Annotated in this window: 12 protein-coding genes; 6 read left to right on the plus strand and 6 right to left on the minus strand. The window is 70.0% G+C overall.

What is annotated here, in order from left to right:
• Nucleotides 1–39: 39 nt before the first annotated feature.
• The 5 genes from GobsT_RS03845 to GobsT_RS03865 form a co-directional block, all read right to left on the minus strand.
• On the minus strand, nucleotides 40–1,167 hold the full coding sequence (locus tag GobsT_RS03845; RefSeq protein WP_010046100.1) for a hypothetical protein: 1,128 nt from the start codon (nucleotides 1,165–1,167) through the stop codon (nucleotides 40–42).
• On the minus strand, nucleotides 1,143–7,670 hold the full coding sequence (locus GobsT_RS03850; protein ID WP_029601151.1) for a secretin N-terminal domain-containing protein: 6,528 nt from the start codon (nucleotides 7,668–7,670) through the stop codon (nucleotides 1,143–1,145). The genes GobsT_RS03845 and GobsT_RS03850 overlap by 25 nt, the downstream gene beginning before the upstream one ends.
• A 986-nt stretch (nucleotides 7,671–8,656) precedes the next feature.
• Nucleotides 8,657–11,920, minus strand: a complete 3,264-nt coding sequence (locus GobsT_RS03855; RefSeq protein WP_148087599.1) for a DEAD/DEAH box helicase — start codon at nucleotides 11,918–11,920, stop codon at nucleotides 8,657–8,659.
• A gap of 356 nt (nucleotides 11,921–12,276) precedes the next feature.
• The gene (locus tag GobsT_RS03860) at nucleotides 12,277–12,591 is read right to left on the minus strand and encodes a hypothetical protein (RefSeq protein WP_010046093.1); all 315 of its coding nucleotides are present in this window, start codon (nucleotides 12,589–12,591) and stop codon (nucleotides 12,277–12,279) included.
• Nucleotides 12,588–13,169, minus strand: a complete 582-nt coding sequence (locus GobsT_RS03865) for a hypothetical protein (RefSeq protein ID WP_148087600.1) — start codon at nucleotides 13,167–13,169, stop codon at nucleotides 12,588–12,590. The genes GobsT_RS03860 and GobsT_RS03865 overlap by 4 nt, the downstream gene beginning before the upstream one ends.
• 311 nt (nucleotides 13,170–13,480) lie before the next feature.
• Here GobsT_RS03865 and GobsT_RS03870 point away from each other — a divergent pair, with 311 nt between their 5' ends.
• The 5 genes from GobsT_RS03870 to GobsT_RS03890 all read left to right on the plus strand — a co-directional run bounded on the left by GobsT_RS03870 (nucleotide 13,481) and on the right by GobsT_RS03890 (nucleotide 17,638).
• Nucleotides 13,481–14,497 (plus strand): tetratricopeptide repeat protein, encoded by a 1,017-nt coding sequence (locus tag GobsT_RS03870; protein ID WP_010050068.1) that lies wholly within the window; start codon nucleotides 13,481–13,483, stop codon nucleotides 14,495–14,497.
• Nucleotides 14,498–14,544: 47 nt separating this feature from the next.
• The gene (locus GobsT_RS03875; protein ID WP_010050070.1) at nucleotides 14,545–16,170 is read left to right on the plus strand and encodes a caspase family protein; all 1,626 of its coding nucleotides are present in this window, start codon (nucleotides 14,545–14,547) and stop codon (nucleotides 16,168–16,170) included.
• Nucleotides 16,171–16,200: 30 nt separating this feature from the next.
• Nucleotides 16,201–16,680, plus strand: a complete 480-nt coding sequence (locus tag GobsT_RS03880; RefSeq protein ID WP_010050073.1) for a hypothetical protein — start codon at nucleotides 16,201–16,203, stop codon at nucleotides 16,678–16,680.
• 110 nt (nucleotides 16,681–16,790) lie between these two features.
• Nucleotides 16,791–17,132: a hypothetical protein gene (locus GobsT_RS03885; protein WP_010050076.1), complete on the plus strand. Its 342-nt coding sequence runs from the start codon at nucleotides 16,791–16,793 to the stop codon at nucleotides 17,130–17,132.
• A complete protein-coding gene (locus GobsT_RS03890; RefSeq protein ID WP_010050078.1) occupies nucleotides 17,129–17,638 on the plus strand; it encodes a hypothetical protein in 510 nt (169 codons plus the stop codon). Before GobsT_RS03885 ends, GobsT_RS03890 begins: the two co-directional genes overlap by 4 nt.
• A 158-nt stretch (nucleotides 17,639–17,796) precedes the next feature.
• Here GobsT_RS03890 and GobsT_RS03895 read toward each other — a convergent pair whose 3' ends face one another.
• On the minus strand, nucleotides 17,797–18,483 hold the full coding sequence (locus tag GobsT_RS03895; RefSeq protein ID WP_010050080.1) for a nucleotidyltransferase family protein: 687 nt from the start codon (nucleotides 18,481–18,483) through the stop codon (nucleotides 17,797–17,799).
• 347 nt (nucleotides 18,484–18,830) lie between these two features.
• Between GobsT_RS03895 and GobsT_RS03900 the strand changes: the two genes are divergently transcribed.
• Nucleotides 18,831–19,025 (plus strand): hypothetical protein, encoded by a 195-nt coding sequence (locus GobsT_RS03900; protein ID WP_109571318.1) that lies wholly within the window; start codon nucleotides 18,831–18,833, stop codon nucleotides 19,023–19,025.
• Nucleotides 19,026–19,033: the final 8 nt, after the last annotated feature.

Genomic DNA, 19,033 nt, shown 5'->3' on the forward strand with positions numbered 1-19,033 from the left:
ACCTCACGCCCGCCTCTGCCGTCCGATTCGCCCCGGCCGTTATGGCCGCGACGGAATCGGCAGAACGGTGGTGATCTGCGGCACGTCACCCGGCTTGGGAGCGTCGCCACTCGGCGCAAGCGGCATCGTGTTCGCCGTCGACGGTGCCCCTAACCCCTCCCGCCCCGGGATCGGGAGCGGGCCGTTCGGGATCGGCATCATCGGTGCTTGCCCGTTCGGGATCGCGATCGGTGCCGCGCCCCCCAGGATCGGCATCATCGGCGCGGGAGCCGACTGGTTGCGGATCGGTATCATCGGCCCCGTCCCGGCCCCGCTCCCGCCCAGCGGAATCGGTGGACCGGATTGCACTACTGTAGGGTTGCCGAACGCACGTGCGTCCGGAGGGAGCAGGGGCTCGCCTACCCGTTCCTTCGGCACCTTCTCCCACACCTGCGAGCCGAACGGCGCGCTAGTGTCGAACGTGATCGTCGATGCCGGCGAGAACAGCGTCGGACCGCTCTCCGGGTCGTACCGGGCCGAAATCTTCACCCGCGTGATGTCGGGTTTGTACGTCGGCCACGGCAGGAAGAGCTTGTAGCTCTGCCCGAACGTTTCGTCACGGGCCTGGAGGTTCCGCAACGTCGCCTTATCAAACTGCCACCGTTCCGGGGTCGCAGGCGACTGGCCCGGCGGTCGCGGACTGTCGTCCACGAGGTCCACCGTGAGCACCCCGTCGGCCTGCGCGAACTCCATCTTGGACCCGCTGTACAGGAACATATGCCCCACGACGCCGGGGTTCATCCGTCCGTTCTTCGTCGGGTCCGGAAGGTACGCGATCCGGTTCTGCCAGCCCACTGCGAAATCAGACGCGACGACCTTGCGCTCGAGCTTCGCGCCCAGCTTCGCAAGCGGGTTCGCTGGGGCAGCAGCCGGCGCCCCGCTCGTGACCGGCGCCGGCGTGGTGGCGGCCACGGGGGCCGTCGCCGACGCCTGCACCACCGGCCCGGGCGCTCCGCCCCCGCGCGCATCGTCCGTGCGGGTGGTCTCCTGCGGCGGCGGGAGCACCCCGGGCTTCATCACGTCCAACTTCTGGACCTCGGGCTTCTTCCCCTCCGTTGAGAGGCACCCGGTCCCGATCGCAAGCGCCCCGAGGGCGACTGCGGTCAGCGACGAATATCGTGCACCCATGACTTCGTGCCCTCCGTGGCGTTGAGATACGGCTTCTGTTCGACCGGGGAGGCGTCCTTGCCTCGTCCCGGTTCCGGTTGGGTCGGCGCCGCGGCCGGCGGGGCGCTCATGGTGAAGCCGCGGTTCGGGGCACCCGGAACGGCGGGCGCCGGCGCGGCCGGAACCGGCTGTCCGGGCTGCTGCATCACGTACCCGGCGCCCTGCGGCGCGGCCGGGATTTGCGGGGCCGCCGGCACCGCCGGCGCGAAGCCGGGTTGCGGGAACGGCGGCGGCGCGAACACCGGCTGCGACGCACTCACCGGCATCACGCCCGAGGACGACGGCAGTGCCGCACCGGGAGTCCCCGGAAGGGGCACGTTCAGGCCGGGGGCCGGCATTGCCGCCGGTGCCGGCGTCAGCATCGGAGCGGGCTGGGCCGGGAGGATCGCCGCCCCGCCGTTCGGCGGCATGACCGTGTTCTGCGGCACCATGCCCGGGGGCACGACCGTTCCGGGTTGCGGCTGCGGGGTTCCGGGCTGGAGCACACCCGTGGCCGCCCCGCCGTCGAGCGGGATCGGAGCGTTGAAGGTGCCGAAGTACGCCGGACCGGGCACGAAGTTGGGCTGGCCCTGCGGCCCGCCGGCCCCCGTCGGCACCGGGCGGGCGCCCGCCGCCGCCGGTCCCATCACCTCGCCGCCGTGCTTGTGGGTCGCCAGCACTTCCGGCAGGCACCACTTCAGCTTCGCCGACTCCTCCGCCAGGATGCGGGCGTTGTCGTACTCGCTGCGCACGATGTGCGGGGTCATGATGACCAGGATCTCGCGCCGCTGGACCTGGTGCGTCCGGTACCGGAACAGCGCCCCCAGGTACGGGATGTCCTTCGCGTACGGGATCCCGACCTCGCTCTTGGTCTCCTGTTTGCTGAGCAGCCCACCGAGCACGATCGTTTCGCCGTCGGACGCGAGCACGGTGGTCTGCACCGTTTGCGAGTTGAACACCGCCGCCTGGATGCCGCCCACGGCCACCGTGGAGGGCTGTACGCTGGACACCGTCGGCTCCACCCGCATCAGCACCTTGCCGTCCGGGCTCACCCGCGGGGTAACCCGCAAGCTGATCCCGATGTCCTGGTACGTGATGCCCTGCTGGGCCAGGCCGTTGGTGATCGTGGTCGCGGTCGGCACCGGGTAGCTCTGGCCGATGTTCACGTACCCGGTCTGGCTGTCCGCCACCTGGATCTGCGGCCGGCTCAGCACGTCCACCCGGCCCTGCGCCTTGAGCGCCCGGACCAGGAGCGAGAACGTGTCGTTCGACGCCGAGAACACGAACCCGCCGACCCCTTGCGTGGGCGACGATCGCCCGACGCCCAGGTTCCCGAGCCCCTGGAACCCGACGATCCCGTTGCCCACGTTGTTACCGGCGGGCAGCGCGGTCGTGGTGTTGAAGTTCAGCGTCGTCCCGCGGTCGAAGAACACCGGGCTCTGGAGCCCCACCTCGACGCCCAGCTCTTCCGTGTTGTTGAGCTGCACCTCGGCGATGGTCACCTGGATCACGACCTGCGGCGGCTGCGCGTCGATCTTGTCGATGATCCGCTTGATCTCGCCGAAGTACTCCGGCGTGGCGCTCACCAGCACGGTGTTGCTCACCGGCTCGGCGATCACCACCACGCTCCGCTGGAGCTGCTGGAACGCGCTGTTGAACTGCGCCCCGGTGTACACCTGTAGGGCCTGCGTGAAGAACTGCTGCACCGAGTTGGCCACATCGGCCGCGGCCGCGTTCCGCAGCTTCACCACCTCGTGGTACCGGTTCTGCACCTGCGACCCCTCCAGCCGCGCGATGACTGCCCGGATGGTGTCGAGGTCGTTGAGCGAGCCGGCCACGATGATGCTGTTGGTGCGGTCGTCCACCGACAGCCGCAGGTCGATCAGCGACGCCCCGGCCGACGGGTCCGAGCTGATCGTCAGCAGCGGCCGCGCCTGGGTGGTGTTCTGCCCGAGCCCCTGGTTCTGGATGCCGGTGGTGGCGGTCCGCCCCTGGCCGGTGAACAATTGCGCGATCAGGTTCGCCGTCAGCGTCGCGTCGGCTCCCTGGGACAGCCGGAACACGTTCACGTAGGACCGCGCCGCGGCGACCGTGTCGAGGTTCTCGATGAGCGTCTCGATGAGCTTCATCGTCTCGGTCGGGGCCGCGATGATCAGCGAGTTGATCCGGGCGTGCGAGACGATGTGGATGTCCTCGAGGAACCCCGTCTCGTACGTCTTCCCGTCCCGCGCCGAGTAGAACTTGATCGCGGTCGTCTTGGTGTGCAGCCCGCCGGCGCTGCCGGTCCCGATGGTCGGGATCAGCGCGTTGATCTGCTGCACCTGGGTGGCGCCGAACTGGCCGGTGGTCTGCCCGATCGCGCCCGGCGTGGCCCCCTGGGTGCCCAGGTTGAACTGGTTACCCTGGCCGAACTGGTTGGCGCCGCCGCCCTGGTTCGCGGTGATCCCGAACGCCGCCGCACCGCCCTGCAGTTGCGCCTGCGGGCCGGTGAACTGCTGCTGGGCCAGCGGGTTCAGCACGTTCGACGTCAGCGCCTGGCTCAGCACCTGCCCCAACTCGTCCGACAGCGCGTTCTTCAGCTTGAAGATGCGCATGTCGTTGACCGCTTTGGACGTCGAGATGTCCATGAGCGTGATCAGGTCTTCGACGTCCTTCAGGTCCCCCGGGGAGCCCTGGACGTACACCGTATTGCTGCTCGTATCAAACGTGACCCGGAACTGGTTCTTCGTCTGCGGGTCGCCCGGGTATCGGGTGTTCCAGAAGTTCTGGATCTGGTACGCGACGAGCTGGGCCGACGCCCGCTTGAGCTGGAACGCCTTGAACGGCGCGCGGTTCGACTGGTCGAACAGCCGCTTCATCTCGTTCTTGGCGTCCTCGAACCGGGCCTCGGGCGCGACCAGTAGGACCGCGTTGAGCCGCGGCAGGGCCAGCGCGGCCACGGCACCCGCGCTGGCTGCACCGGTGTTCTGCCCGAACCCGCCAAAGCCCACGTTGGTACTGCCGACCCGCGGCCCGGGCAGGTAGCCCCCGTTCTGCCCGAGTTGCACCCGGCCGAACAGCGCGTTGAACTGCTCGGCGACCGTGTTACAGTCGCCGTTCTCCAGCGTCACGATTTCCACCCGCGGCTGGGTGTTGCGGGCCGTGCGCTGCAGGATCTCGATCAGCTCCAGTACGATCTGGAGGTCTTTGGCGTCCGCGGTGCGGAGCACGAGCGCGTCGAGCCCCTGGATCGGGATCGCCGTGACGACGCCGCGCGGCGCGGGGCCGGTGTACACGCCGTCCCCGGAGCCCGGAGGCGCGGGAGGTGTCATCATGGGCGGGGCGCCCGGGATGACCGGCTGCTGCCCGCCGGCCATAACGATGGCGCCGAGCGGGCGGGGCGGAGCCGGGCGGTTGTACCCGAAGTCCGCCTCGTCGGTTTGCGGGTCGTAGATCGTGTGGACGGCCGAAGGGGCGTCCGTGCCCCGGTAGTCAAAATTTGCGGTCGGCCCTCCGTTGTTCAGGCTCGCGGTCCGGCCCCCTCGGGCTCCCCCGCCTCCGCCCCCACCTCCGCGGTTACCTCCCCCGCCGGCACCACCTCCGCCTCCGCGGTTACCTCCCCCGCCGAAGCCGCCGGTGCCACCCCCGCCGAAGCCGCCGGTGCCGCCACCGAATCCACCACCGCCGAACCCACCTGTGCCACCGCCGAAGCCCCCGCCACCGGGGAACCCGCCGCCGGTGCCGCCCCCGCCGAAGCCACCGGTGCCACCACCACCGCCGACTCCGCCGCGGCCGCCCTGCTGCCGCGAGTCGATGCCCCGCATCGCGTTCACGGCCTGCTGCACCACGTTCGGGTCCACGCCCTTCAACTGCACCAGCTTCACCACTTCGGTGGTCGTGACGGTGGCGCTGTCGAGTTGCTCGACCAGTTCCCGCACGTCGCCGTAGAGCGTTTCCGCGCACAGCAGGATGATGCTGTTACTGCGGTCGTCCACGGAGATCGACAGCGCCGGCGGCTGCTGTTGTTGCTGCCCGCCACCGCCTTGAAGCGCCGCGGCGAACGGGTTGAACGCCGGCATCGCCCCGACCGCCGCGTTGCGGCCGGTGGTGCCCATCGCGCTGCGGTACACGTCCCGCACCACCGTGGCCATCTCCGCCGCGTCCGCGTTCTTCAGCGGGATGATGAACGTCTTGAGCACCGCGGCCGAGTCGTTGACCCCCGCGTCGATCGTGCCGCCGAGCAGTTTCTCGATGAGCACCAGATCGACGGGGCTGGCCTTCACCACCACCACCGAGTTGCTGCTCTTCTCGGCGACCACGCGGATGCGGTCCTTGGACGCCGGGCCGGTGTCACCGCCCCCGCCCAAACCGAGCAGTGCGAGCGGGTTGAGCCCCCCGAACCCGCCACGGCCGCCACCGGGACCGCCACCGCCGCCGCGCTGCTGTTGCTGCTGCGGGCCGTTGAAAATCTCGGTCAGTTCGCGGGCGGCATCTTCCGCCGCCACGTACTTCAGGCGGATCACCCGGAACAGGTTCTCGTCCGGCTTCGCGCCCTCGGTGACGATGTACCGGGCCAGTTGCGACAGCACGTCGAGGGCCGCGGTGTCCTCGCTCTCGATCACCAGCCGGTTGCCGGCCACGGTGATGACGATCGGCTTGTCTTCCCGCTTGGCCGGGTCCACGACCTGCGCGGCGATCAGGAAGTCCCGCCCCGGGAGCGGCTCACGCGCCCCGAGGGGCGGCGGCTTGACCGGGGCCGGCAACTTCGGCGGGTCCGCCTTCGGGCGCAGCGGGCTGGAACCCGGGGCCGGGGCCGGGTTCGTCCGCGGAGCCGGGTTCAGCGGGTCCTGGATGATGACCCGCTTGCCCCGCCCTTCCATCACGCGGCTGAACATCTCCGCGACCGCGGCGGCGTTCGCGCTGCCGCCCAGGTTGATGGTGCGTGTGGTGCCGCCCAGGCTTGGTGCCACCCCACCCGGCCCGGGGATGCTTGTTTCGCCGAGGAGTTTGAGGGTTTTCTTGGCATCGGCAATTTGTGCCGGCGTGCCTTTGATCAGTATCCCGACGTTCGGCCCTGTCTTTTGCGCTTCGATCGTCGGCCCACCCGCGGCGGGGGTCGGACTCAACTTCGTCAGTTGGGTCGCGGCATCGCCCGGATCGAGATCGTTCAGCGGGATGAAAGTCGTTTCCACGGCCTCGGCGCCGCCGACACCGCCTTCACCGCCGTTAATGATCTTGGCGATGTCGAGCAGATCCATCGGGGCTGCGAGAACCATGATCTGGTTCTGGGCCGGCAGAGGAATCGCCGTTACCCACGGGAACCGGGTCTGGATCGTCTTTGCCAGTTCCGCTGCGGACCCGGCCGGCACGCTGAACGATTTCAGCACCGGCTCAGCCGCGACCAGCGGCTTTTGGTCTGGATATAGCGGTTGGTCCTGTTCTTCGATCAGCTTCTTCGCGAGCCCGATCTTGTCTTGCGGCGCGGTTACCAGGATGGCGTTGCGACGCGTGTCGACAGCGACCTGAACGGTTTTGACACGCCCCCCACCGGTAACCGGAGCCGATGGCGTTGCACCGCGGCCACGGTCGCCCCCGCGGTCACCACCACCCGGGCCGCCCCAACCGCCACCACCCGGGCCGCCCCAACCGCCACCTCCCGGACCGCCCCAGCCGCCACCCGGGCCGCCCCAGCCGCCCTGACCTTGGGTGCCGGTGACGTCCACCTTGACGTCCTGGTTGGTCATCAGTTTCGCCAGCACCTCGGCTAGCTCTTGCGGGCGGCGGTACTTGCAGACGTGAGTCAGGTTGTCTGCTCCGTCCTTCTCCTCGATATCGCGGAGCGTCTTCTGGATGCGGATGATGTTGCCGACCGTATCCTGCACCAGGTACGAGTTGGGCTGCGTCAGCGGGATCATGGTCCCGAACGGGGTGAGCAGCTTCTTCAACTCGTCGATCGAGTCGGTGACCACCATTCCCTTAACCGGCAGCACGATCTGCACGATCTCGGTGCGGCCCCGGCTCGGCAATTCGTCCAGGGCGATGCGCGGCAGCAGCGTCGGATCGATTTTTTCGTCGGACGGCTGGATGAAGAACGTCATGTGCCGGCGGATGAGCAGAAACTTCTGCTGCATCATCGCCTCGTTGATGAGGTCGGTGACCTCGCCGATGGTGAACTTTTTGTCCTTGCCGGGCTTGATGGCGACGGTGCCGGTGGGCTTGACGGTCGTGATGAGCGTCAGTCCGGTTTCCTTGGCGTACCAGTCGAGGACCTCGTCCCAGCCGGCCTTCTCGAAGTGGATGCTGACCAACTTCTCGGCAGGCGCCGCCGGCGCGGTCGGCGCGACGGCCCCGGGCTTGCCGGGCGCGGGCATCGGCTGCGCGAGCACCATGTCCACGGGGCCAGCCAACCCGGCCGCGGCGGCGAGCACGCCGGGGAGCCATTTGCGGAGCTTCAGGAGCTTCCAGACCGGAACCGCTCTCAGCCGGTTCCCGTGACGCGGAGCCATAAATTCCCCCCAGTAACGGCGATCGTGTCCGTCGTTCCGTGTAGTGCAGGTCGCCCGTTCCCCAACAGGCGGCCCGCTGGACCGGCGGAGGTGTTCACGCGTGTGATTGCGGCTGAATATCGTGCTGCTCAGAAGCCATCAACGGAAAACCGCCGGGGAGCGCAAACTTTTAATCTGACCCCAGTTTATCCCAACTGCGCCGTTGCCGCGCTGTTAGATCGGGATGAGAGAAAAGAAAAGGGGTGGGCGCCCCGCGGGGGCTGGCGCGAGCGGGTCGCTGCCGCCCGCGCCGCTCGGCGCCCCGGACCCCCTGCGCCGGGCACACGCCGTTCGTGTTCGCTCCAAGAGCCAGTCCATCGAGTAAGCTCCCAATACGACACTTCTGAAACGGGTTGGACTCATCGCACGGTCACAGCGGGGGCAGATGCCCGGTCGAACGGTTCACCACCCGCTCGAATTCCACATCGCAAGCACCAGCTCTAAAAGGTCTTGCAGCTATTTCGCCCTGAATCACCTGGGCCAGTCGCACCGCCCAAAGTGCCGCGTTTGCGGTTTGAAACGTTGGATTCGTGGGCCGCAGCACGCCAGCGAATGGGTAGTCCGTAACCAGTCAACGGGTAGCGGCTGTCCAGTCCCTTCCCCTGTTGGCGGCAACCGACCGGTGGTGTAACCCCCGTTACACCACCGGTGCTGGCAGAGTGAACGGGGACGTAGTGCAGAAGCGATTCGATTCGGCTTTGCGAGTGTCGGAAAGCACACTTCCTATGCCTACCGGCGGGTCGGAGGTCCGCGCTCGGGCGTCGTCTCGCAGGCAAAGCACGCCCAAGTGTCTCATCACTCGCCATCCACACCGGCGGCGATCATTCTTTTTGCACCCCGGAGGGGTCGCCGGACGTAGCACAGGGCGGAATCCATGTGCCGCGGCATCTCCCCTAATGACCTGATGGCACGCACCGTTTCCGCGGAGGGGCGGCCCCAACGACCGGTTACGAGAGCAGCAGTTCCAGGTCCTCGCGCTTCAAATCGGTGACGCCCTTTCCATCGCCACCAAGGATCGCGTCGGCCAGTTCGCGCTTGCTCTGCTGCAACTCCAGCACCTTCTCCTCGACCGTCCCCCGCGCGATCAGCCGGTACGCGAACACCGGCTTCGTCTGCCCGATCCGGTAGCTGCGGTCGATCGCCTGGGCCTCCGCCGCCGGGTTCCACCACGGGTCCAGCAGGAACACGTACTCGGCCGCGGTCAGGTTCAGCCCCACCCCGCCCGCCTTCAGGCTCACCAGGAACAGCTTGCACGCCGGGTCCGTCTGGAACCGCTCCACGCGCTTGTCGCGGTCGCGGGTGCGGCCGTCGAGGTACTCGAATTGGATGCCCTCCGCGGTCAGCCGCTTGCGCACGATGTCGAGCAGCGACGTGAACTGCGAGAACACCAGCGCCTTCTGCCCGCTCTCGGCGAGTTCCTGGAGCTGCGGGAGGAGGTAGTCGAGCTTGGCGCTCGCGTCGCCGGTGCGCTTCTTGTCGATCAGCCCGGGGTGGCACGCGGCCTGGCGCAGCCGCATGAGTGCCGCGAGCACCTGGATCTGCGAGCGCTTCAGCCCGACCGAATCGACGTGCGCCAGCAGCGACGCCCGGTAGTGGTCGCGCAGCTCGTCGTACACCTGCCGCTGGGACGGTTCCAGGTCGCAGTACACCGTCTGCTCGGTCTTCTGCGGCAGGTCCTTTGCGACCTGGGCCTTGGTGCGCCGCAGGATGTACGGCCGCAGCGCCCGCGCCAGGAACTCGCGCGTCTCGGCGTCCGGGTTGCGGATCGAGCCGGCGCCGGCGAGCGCCGCGCGGCCCAGCATCCCGGGGTTTAGGAAGTCGAACAGCGTCCACAGCTCGCCCAGGTGGTTCTCGACGGGCGTGCCGCTCAGCGCCAGCCGGTGGTCGGCCTGGATCACCCGCACCGCCTTCGCGGTCTCGGTCGCGGCGTTCTTGGCCGCCTGCGACTCGTCCAGCACGCACGTGTCGAACCGGACCTCCGCGAACGCCGCCGCGTCGTTGCGGAGGGTGCCGTAGGTGGTCAGCACGAGGTCGAAGTCTTTGAAGTTCGCGCAGGTCCGGTCGCGCGCGGTGCCGGTGTGGTCGAGCACCTTCAGCTTCGGGGCGAACCGCGCGGCCTCCCGCTTCCAGTTGAACACCAGCGACCGCGGGACCACGACGAGCGCCGGCCCGGACCGCTTGCCCGCGAGCAGCGCCAGCACCTGCACGGTTTTGCCCAGCCCCATGTCGTCGGCGAGGCACCCGCCGAACCCGAACTTGCGGAGGAACCGGAGCCAGCCCAGCCCCTCGCGCTGGTACTCGCGCAGCTCGCCCTTGAACACCTTCGGCGGCGCGGCCGGTTCGATCCCCTGGAACCGTCGCAGCTCGTCGCGGGCGCGGGCGAACTGCTTGTCGAACGTCACCTCGGGGCGGGCCGCCAGCAGCGCGTCGAGGACGCCGACCTGGGCGCGCGAGAACCGCACCGCGTCGCCCTCCACGGCGCCCATCTGCGCGAGCAGCCCGTACTTCTTGAGCCACTCCTCGGGCACCATCCCGAAGCTGCCGTCGTCGAGCAGCACGCTCGTCTGCCCCTTGGTGAGCGCTTCGAGCAGCCGGGGGAAGGGGACCGACCGGCCGTCGAAGTTGGCCGCCCCGCGCAGGTCGAACCAGTCGTTCTCGGTGCGCACCTCCATCCGGAAGTCGTCGGCCTTGCGGTACAGCTTCCCTTCCGCTTCTACGGCCCAGCCGGCGGTCACCAGTTCGCGGGTGAGCTTCGGCAGCAGGGTCGGTTTGAGTTCGAGCGGCGGCTCGCCGCCGCCCCAGCCGTAGGTGCCCTGCCGCACGCCGAGCCGGGTGAGTTCCTGCTCGGCGGCGCGCTCGACGGCCGCGTCCCGGAGCAGGAACCGACGGCTCCCGGGCTTGAACGCGCCGCGCGTCGGCGGGCGCACCGGGACGATCACGCCGTCGTAATCGAACGACAGCTCGGCGTTGAGCACGGGGGCGCCGTAGTGCTGCTTCGCGGGCTTCACCACGAGCCGGGGCCGCGGCGCGACCGCCTCTTCCGTGACCCGCAACTCTTCGGGCAGGTCCAGGCGCGGCAGGGTGGGCATCTGGAACAGTTGCGCGACCAGATCGTCGGACTTCGCAACGGGAACGGTGATCGCCCCGGCGCGGCGCAGCGTCGGCACCCAGGGGAACGCGCCCGCGTCGCTGAACCGGCCGAACCGCCCGTTCCACACGACGACCCCGGGGACCAGGAGCGCGGGCTCCGTCAGCCCCATCACCTCCGCGCCGCGGCGCAGGCTCCCGCCGAGCACCCACTCCTTGTCGCCGTCGCGCGTCACCCCGGCGGCCAGCTCCCACGGCGGTCCCGGGTCGGCGGTCAGGTCTTCCAGAACGACGGGCGGCGCCGGGTCGCGGCGCAGCTTCACGCGGCCGGTCTGGGCGAGCAGCGGCAGCACCGCTTCGAGCAGCGGCCCGGCCACGCGGTACCGCCCGGAGCTGGACCCGTAACTGGTCCCGTAGGGAGAGCCGTAATAGCCGTAACTGTCGCCGCGCTCGGCCCCGCCGAGTAGGGCGAGCAACTGCCGGTCGGTCGGGTCGGTCAGGGCCTCGATTTGTGCGTTCGTGAGGTACTGGAACTTCGGCTTGCCCCACTCGCCGTTGCGCTTCCGCTCCTGCGTGCCGACCTCCAGGACGAGCTTGCGGGCCGCTTCACTGGCCGGCACGTCGATGATGAACACGAGCTGCTGTTCGGTGGTCCGGACGGTCGGCCGTGTGCCGGTCGCCGGCTGGATCTCGCGGCTCACGGCGGCGAGCAGGTCGGCCCAGTTCTCTTTTTTCTTCTTGGGTGCCGCGGGAGCCGGGAGGCGCAGCGGGTACGGGTCGGCGTAATCGTCCTCGTAGAACGCCTCCTCGTCGAGCACCAGGTGCAGTGTCCCCTTGGCCGCGGCACTGCGGGCGAACGGCCCGGCGTCGGCCGCGATGACCGTCGCCCAGATGTGCTTGCAAATGGCCCCGTGCTCGGCGGTGTACGGGCAGGAGCATGCGGCGAAAACGGTCTGCCCCTCGAGCAGCAGATCGACCTCGTAGTCGTCGGCCCCCTCGACCGTCGCCGCGACGGCGTTGTGCGTCGTGCGGTCGAGGGTCACCGCCCCGTTCCGGTAGTACTCCCGCCCGCGATCGCGGATGGTCTGGGGGACTTGCGACGCCAGCGTGGTGAGGAGTGACATGCGGAAATTGTAGCGGAGGTGGCCGGCGCGCAAGAGCGCAAACCGCGCCACTCGTTGACAAACGAAGGACCGCGTTCCTGCGCGGAACCCGGAGCGGATTCGGCCCGCGCAACGCCCCAGCCCTCGGGTGCGCGCCACCGAAACCGTTCAACGGCGGTCCGGAGGTTGGGTAGCCTGACACGCGATGGATGGGGTAAGACGATTTTGACAGGATCGACAGGATGAACAGGATTTTAAACCGGTCGGTCTTTGATCCGGTGAATCCTGTCGATCCTGTCAAAATCTGTTTTCGTAAACGCGAGGCCCGTGCGGGGCGGAACGAAGCCGCGACCGCCTGTCCGCTCCGCCACCGTTTCTTACTTGATTCCGCCCTTCACCCGCGACACCGACACCGTAACCGGTGCGTTCGTCGGGGGCTTGCTGTCGGCGCTCAGCTCGTTGGTGAGCTTGCTGGCCGCTTCGCGGGCCGTCGCGTCGGTCACGTCGCCCGGGGTCACCAGCGCCGTCGGCAGCGACGGCGGGGTCGGCTTCACGGCCGGCGGCGGGGTCGGGTCGGTCTTGGGCGCCGCGGCCTTGGGCGCGGGCAAATGGTCGGCGAGCGGGCCGACGGGTTTGATCGAGTGGCAGCCGACGAGGGCCGCAATCCCCAGCGTGAAGAGCAGCGTTCTCACGGCTTCACCTCCCGGACGGGTGCATCGGGCACGAGCGGGGCGGCCGACGCGGTGCCGGTCACCGGCACCGGCGCGGCGGGCGCCACCAGCTTCGCGGCCGCGACCTTCGGGTCGAGTTCCTTTTCGGGCGCCAGGTCCAGCACGGCGCCCGACCCGGTCGGGAGCGGCGCCCGCGCGGCCTTCGGCGCGCCGAGCGCCGCGGTCCGCGCCTCGTACACCGCCTTCGCCTGCCGCTCCAACTCGTCCGCCTGCCGCATGAGTTCGTCGTCGTTCTTGTCGAACGCGGTCTGGCGGATCTTCAGGCACACCTCCATCCGCCGCAGCAGCGCGTCGGTCTCGGCCTGCACGGCGGCCCGCACCACGTCGGGCGCGAGCGTGGCCGTGCCCGGCGCCCGGGCCGGCGTCACCGGCCCGCTGCGGACCGTCGGCCCGGCCGGCTTCGGCCCGCTCACGAACAGCTTCTTGTACCACGGCCGCGCGTCGGCCGGCGGCCCGGAATCGGCCGCGCTGACCGGCGCCGCGGCGCCCGCCACGCCCCCGAGCGCGACGGCAACCACCCAGGCCCGAAATCGGCTCATGGTTCCCCCCATGACTCGGCCGCCGGCGAGCCGGCGCCGAGCGCCGCGACCGCCGCGCGTCCCCCTTTAGTCGGCGCGGCCCCCGCGGGTCGTATGTGCTGTTAAGTGAGCTGCGTATGCCAGCGGGAACCGGGCGTGTAAAGCCCGACTCAGAGCGGCGTGTGATTGGCACCACCGGGCGGGAGGCCGGCGGCCTTCCCGGGTGGCGGGTGCCTTGGCGCGTGCATACAGAAACCTGTGAGCAACGACGGGGGCGCCCGTTTCGTTCCCACACGCCCCACGTTCTCCACAACCCGCGGGCGAGACCGGTTATGGTGTTTGCGGATCCACCCTCGGCCGCACTGCAGCAGGCGCTACAGTTGCTCGCGGAGGGCAAGAGCGAGGACGCCGAGACGGCGGTAAAGAAGGCCGCGCAGTCGGCGAAGGCGAAGCACGGGTCCGGGTCGCCGCCGCTCGCCGCCGCCTACGCCGACATCGCCCAGCTGCACCTGAAGATGGGTCAGTACGGGAAGGCCGCGGTCGAGTTCCAGCACGCGTGCAAGGCGCCGCTCCCGGCCGACCCCGCGGGCCGGCAGGCGCGGCTCGGGTTCATGTTCGGGTTCGCCGAGGCCCTGGTCGCGCTGGGCCGGTTCGAGGAGGCCGAGAAGGTCCACCGGCAGTGCGGCGCGTTCGCGCGGAACCTGTTCGGCGCGAACGCGCCGCGGGCCGTCGCGACCAACGTCCCGCTGGCCGACGGGCTCTTGAAGGCGGGCAAGGCGGACGAGGCGCTCGCCGCCGCTCAGGAGGCTTACGACGCGCTCTGGCACCTCGGCGACGCGCTCATCGCGTTCGCGGTCCCGGTGCGGGCCGAAGCGCTGAAGGCCGCGGGCCGGGCCGACAACCCGTTCGCCGACCTCGCCGACCTGCCCGACGAGTTGACCCACCAAGCCGTTGCCGGGGTGCTGACGCGGGCCGGGAGCGGCGACCCGGTTCACGTTCGCGCGGTGCTGGCCGACCTGCTCGCGTTCGCGGACCAGAAGTACGGCGACGGCCACGCCGTCATGTGCGACGTGCTGGCCGCCGTCGCGCACCACGAGGCCCGGCAGGGCGACCGCGCCGACGCGACCGTCCGCCGGGCTGCCGTGCGCCGGTCCGTGTGGGCGTTCGTGGTGCGCCGGCTCCCGGGCGGGCTGCTGGCGAACCTGGAGATCGGGTTCGAGCCGAACGGCACGATCCACCTCGTGCCGCACGTGTCCCGCGAGCCCAGCGTTCGCGAGGCCGAGCAGCTCGAAGCCGTTCTGACCGAGGCCGTCGACGACCTGTACTCGCGCCCCGCGCTGCCGGCGTAGCGGCCGGTAGCAACCGCTCCAAGAACGCTGCCTTCACCGAGGTGCCCATGCGACCGGTTCTTTCCTTCGCGGCGGTCCTCGGCCTCGCGGCGCTCGCGGGCGCGCAAGACCCCAAGGCGCCGGCCCCGCGGCGGCTCCTGTTCATCCAGGCGAGCGGGTACCTGTACGTGAACCCGCTCGCCGCTCCGCCGGACGGGGCCGGTCCGCCGCGCGCCGCCGAGCAGTTCGCTGCGGCCCTCCGTGTTCCCGTCGCAAAGGGCAACAACCAGCTCTTCGTCCTGACCGACACGTCCGCCGCCAGCCCGCACCCGACCCGGGCCGCTGTCGTGAGCGTACTCGACAGCTTCTGCGCCACGACGCGCGAACAGGACCGCGCCGTGATCGTTTTCAGTGGCCACGCCATCGAACGGGCCGGCGGCGCGTTCTTCGTCCCGCTCGACGGCGACCCGGACGCGCCGGCGACGCTCGTCACGGTCGCGGACGTGTACGCCCGGCTTGACAAGCTCAAGGCGGCGCAGAAGGTCGTGATCTGGGACGTGTGCCGGCACAACCCGGACCGGGTGCGCGGGCGCCGCGACGGCGGGCCGATGTCCGAGGGCCTGTTCAAGGCGCTGACGGCGGTGCCGCCGGGCGTTCAGGTGTTGGTGAGCTGTTCGCCGGGCGAGCGCGGACTGGAGTACGTTCCAACCAGGCTGCAAACGGGTAGCGCGTACCTCGACGCGCTGCGTCTGACGGCCGCGGACGAGTTCGCGCGACTCGGCGCGGCCGACCTCATCCCGGTGGACGCCTGGAACCAGGGCGCCGCAAAGACGCTCGTGGCTGCGGCGGTGGCGACGGGGTTGCGCGGCGCGAAGCAAACGCCGGTCGCGGTCGGGGCCGCGCCCAAAGCGCCGGCGCCGTTCGACCCGAAGGCGGCACCGGCCCGGCGGTTCGACCTGCCCGAGCCGCCGAAGGCGCCGGCGGCCGACGTGAAAGCGGTGCTCGACGAACTCGCGCTGCCGCCGCTGTTCGAGGCCGACCGGTCGCAGGTGGGTGCGGTCCCGTTCGCCCCGGACGCGCTGAAGGGCGCCGCGCCGGACGTGTCGGTTGAAGAGGTGCTCAAGGCCGCCGAGAAGTACCCGTTGCGGGCGGCGGTGCTTCGCTCGCTCCAGGCGGTGCGCGAGGTGTGGCCGCGGGGTGGGAAGGAAGCGAAGGGCGTGACCCCGCTCGCCGCCCCGGTCGCGGAGCGGACCAAGAAGGCGATCAGCGACGCCCAACAGCTGCTGGCCGAGGCGGTGCTGAGGTTGGAGGCCGAACTGGAGGCGCTCCGAGCGGTAGAGGGGCACCGGGCGAAGGAGACGCGGCGGTGGCAGGCCCACTACGACCTCACCCTGGCGGAGGTGCGGCTGCGGCTGGTGGTGCTGAACGAGTACAACCTGCTGCTGGCGCGGGTGCGAACGGAGACGCTGCCGGACCTGCCCCCCGGCGCGCCGGGGTGGCGGCTGACCGCCGGCGACAAGCTCACGTCGCGCAAGGAGATGAAGGACCTGTTGGCGGCGGCACAGGAAGGGTTCGAGAAGGTGGCGGCCGACCACAAGGGGACGCCGTGGGAGGTGCTCGCGCGGCGGTCGCGGGCCACCGTGCCCGGGCTGCGCTGGGAACCGCTCCCGGCCCCGAAGACAACGGATCAGTAAACGCTGTCGCCGGAAGGTAAGGAGCGGGGTATGAACCCGGCGTGGCGCACGGGTACGGTGGCGGCGCTGTGCCGTCGGATGCTGGACACCCGCGAGTTCGACGCGCTGCCGATCCTCGCGGACGCGCTCCAGGACGCCGGGTGTACGGACCCGGAAATACTCACCTCGTGCCAGGACGGGACGCTGAGCCGGGCGCGGGCCGAGCGGTTGGTGAACCTGATGTACTCGGACGAGACCGCCGCCGCGGTGCGCTGGCTCGAGCAGTTCGTCCGCGACATCGATCACTGCGACGCCGAGGGCAATCCGGCCGACACCTACGAGAGCGCCGTCGAGATCGGCCGTACCGGGCTCGATCAGGGGCACATCACGTTCGTGTCCATCGAAGGCGCTCACTTCTTTTGGCAGAGCGACAACAACCGGCGGGCCTTCTTCCGCAACTGGTCGCTCGTCACCGGCGTGGCGGTCCCGGACGACCAGCAGGCGCGCATCACGTTCAGTTGCACCTGCTGATCGCGCAGTCGTTCCTGGCTCGCGCGGGCCGGCCGCGCACATTGCGACAGGCTCGCGGCTCAGGTAACCTACTCACCACACCACGAGCGCCCGGACCCGCGGAGGGACGCATGACTTTGCCGATCGGCAGACTGATCGACGGCGACGAGGGCCGCGATGCGGTCCACGTTGCCATCGCGCCCACGACGGCCCCGTGCGAGTTGCAGCCGGGCCAGCACGTCGACCCGCGCGGGCACCCGGAAGGACCGGGCGTCGTGCCGGTGGGGATCGTTGACCCGTTCCTGCGCGAACCGGTCCCCGCCGGCCGGCGGTTCTGGCTGTTCCTGTACCCCAACACCGTAACCACCCTGCGGCACGAGTGGTCGCACCCGGCGTACCCTACCAACTCCCCCGCCGAAGTGAACCAGGCGATTCAGGACTATCTCACCCAGAGAAAGAGGGCCCAGGCATGAACCCGGAGTGGCGGACCGGGACGGTGCTGGCGCTGTGCCGGCGGATGCTGGACACCCGCGAGTTCGACGCGCTGCCGATCCTCGCGGACGCGCTCCAGGACGCCGGGTGTACGGACCCGGAAATACTCACCTCGTGCCAGGACGGGACGCTGAGCCGGGCGCGGGCCGAGCGGTTGGTGAACCTGATGTACTCGGACGAGACCGCCGCTGCGGTGCGCTGGCTCGAGCAGTTCGTCCGCGACATCAACTACAACGACTACAAGGACGAGAACGACGAGGTCGGTACGCCGAGCGACACCAACCCGCACACCTACGAGTACGCCATTGAGGCCGGGCGGAGCGGCCTCGAAGAGGGGGACATGTACTTCGGCTCCGACGCCGGGGCCGACTTCTTCCTGGAGAGCGACGACAACATGCGGACGTTCTTCCGCAACTGGTCGCTCGTCACCGGCGTCCCGGTTTCGGACGAGGACCAGGGCGACATTGATGTCCGTTGCGGCTGCTGATGGTTTTGGTGTTGAGTGTGGTCCGCTCGCTCCGCGAGCGGTCACGAAGCCGCGCGTCGTAACACCCAAAGCCGTCCGACGCTCGGAGCACCGCTCGCTCCGCGAGCGGGCCACCCTGAAGACCCGGACCGCACAACCGGAATCAACTCCGTTCGGCGTCACTTGGCCGGCGCCACGTCGGCGGTCTGCGCCGCGCTCCACTGCTCCACGTTGCCGATCGGGAACCAGTAGTCCGCCGCGACCACGTGGAAGCCCCCGGCCGCCGCGAGCTGGCTCACCGCGTCCGTGATCTCGTACTCGCCCCGCGGCGAGAGCGGCAGCGTCAGGTCGAAGACGCGGCGCGGGAACACGTAGCCGCCGATGTTCGCCAACTGCGGCGGGGTCAGGCCCTCGGGCTTCTCTTCGATGTGGTGCAGCGTGCCGTCCGGGTTGCGGAACAGAATCCCGTAGTCCTTCGGGGTGCCCACCGGGTGCGCGAGAATGCCCATCGGCACCTGCGCGAGGTGCGCCAGGTCGGCGCGGCCGATGAGGTCGTCCCCGTTGAGGACCATCACCCGGTCCGATTGCACCGCCCCCTTGCAGCTCATGAGGGCGTCGCCGGTGCCGCGGGGCTCGGTCTGCCGGACGGTCGCCCAGTTCTTCACGTGCGGCTGCCGCGCGAGGTACTCCTCGATCTGCTCGCCCAGGTAGTTGACGACCACCACCAGCCGGTCGACGGGCGGCAGCGCGCCGATGATCCAGTCGAGGATGGGGCGGCCCTGGACGGGCAGCAGGGGCTTGGGAACCGTCTCGGTGTGCGGGCGCAGGCGCGTGCCTTTTCCGGCGGCGAGGATGATGGCGTCCAAGCGGTTCGGTGCCTCCGAGGTCGAGATGCCGGGCGTCTGGGCGGCGCGTCCGCTTCCCCCGACACAGCTAGTCTAGGCGGGCGGAGGTGAGAAACCGCGCGGTTCGGCGGAAACGAGTGAACCCGGGCAACGCGGCGCGTCGATACGATTGGCGTCGGGTGCGGTGACGGCGGAGTCCGACGCCCACCCGGCCGCCAGTGGTTCGCGCACGGAAGCGGGCTGTTGGTGCGTTCACCCTCCCGTGCTGCCGTCGGGTCTGAGCGCCGGGCGACCGGCGCCCACCCCGACGGCGGCCGTGGGGCGGACAACTCTTCGCAAATAAACACGCCTACGGACGGGCCGATCCCATGCGCCGATATCTCGCGCAACTGTCTGTTATTACCGCCCTGGCGGCCGGGCTCGGCTGCCAGCACGTCGGGGGCAAGTGCGACTGCGGGTACAGCCCGAGCGACTACCCGATCATGGCCCCGACCAACCCGCACGCCTCGGCCCCGGTCGTCGCGCCGGCCAAGCCCGCCGCGCCGAAGACCGGCAACGAGTGAGTGCGGAC

It is taken from the genome of Gemmata obscuriglobus (assembly GCF_008065095.1).
Taxonomy (GTDB): domain Bacteria; phylum Planctomycetota; class Planctomycetia; order Gemmatales; family Gemmataceae; genus Gemmata; species Gemmata obscuriglobus.

Excerpts from the sequence above, each read along its gene's own strand:
- GobsT_RS03845 (WP_010046100.1), bottom strand. The coding sequence starts at position 1,167 with ATGGGTGCACGATATTCGTCGCTGACCGCAGTCGCCCTCGGGGCGCTT.
- GobsT_RS03880 (WP_010050073.1), top strand. The coding sequence starts at position 16,201 with ATGAACCCGGCGTGGCGCACGGGTACGGTGGCGGCGCTGTGCCGTCGG.
- GobsT_RS03865 (WP_148087600.1), bottom strand. The coding sequence starts at position 13,169 with ATGAGCCGATTTCGGGCCTGGGTGGTTGCCGTCGCGCTCGGGGGCGTG.
- GobsT_RS03850 (WP_029601151.1), bottom strand. The coding sequence starts at position 7,670 with ATGGCTCCGCGTCACGGGAACCGGCTGAGAGCGGTTCCGGTCTGGAAG.
- GobsT_RS03875 (WP_010050070.1), top strand. The coding sequence starts at position 14,545 with ATGCGACCGGTTCTTTCCTTCGCGGCGGTCCTCGGCCTCGCGGCGCTC.
- GobsT_RS03885 (WP_010050076.1), top strand. The coding sequence starts at position 16,791 with ATGACTTTGCCGATCGGCAGACTGATCGACGGCGACGAGGGCCGCGAT.
- GobsT_RS03870 (WP_010050068.1), top strand. The coding sequence starts at position 13,481 with ATGGTGTTTGCGGATCCACCCTCGGCCGCACTGCAGCAGGCGCTACAG.
- GobsT_RS03855 (WP_148087599.1), bottom strand. The coding sequence starts at position 11,920 with ATGTCACTCCTCACCACGCTGGCGTCGCAAGTCCCCCAGACCATCCGC.
- GobsT_RS03900 (WP_109571318.1), top strand. The coding sequence starts at position 18,831 with ATGCGCCGATATCTCGCGCAACTGTCTGTTATTACCGCCCTGGCGGCC.
- GobsT_RS03890 (WP_010050078.1), top strand. The coding sequence starts at position 17,129 with ATGAACCCGGAGTGGCGGACCGGGACGGTGCTGGCGCTGTGCCGGCGG.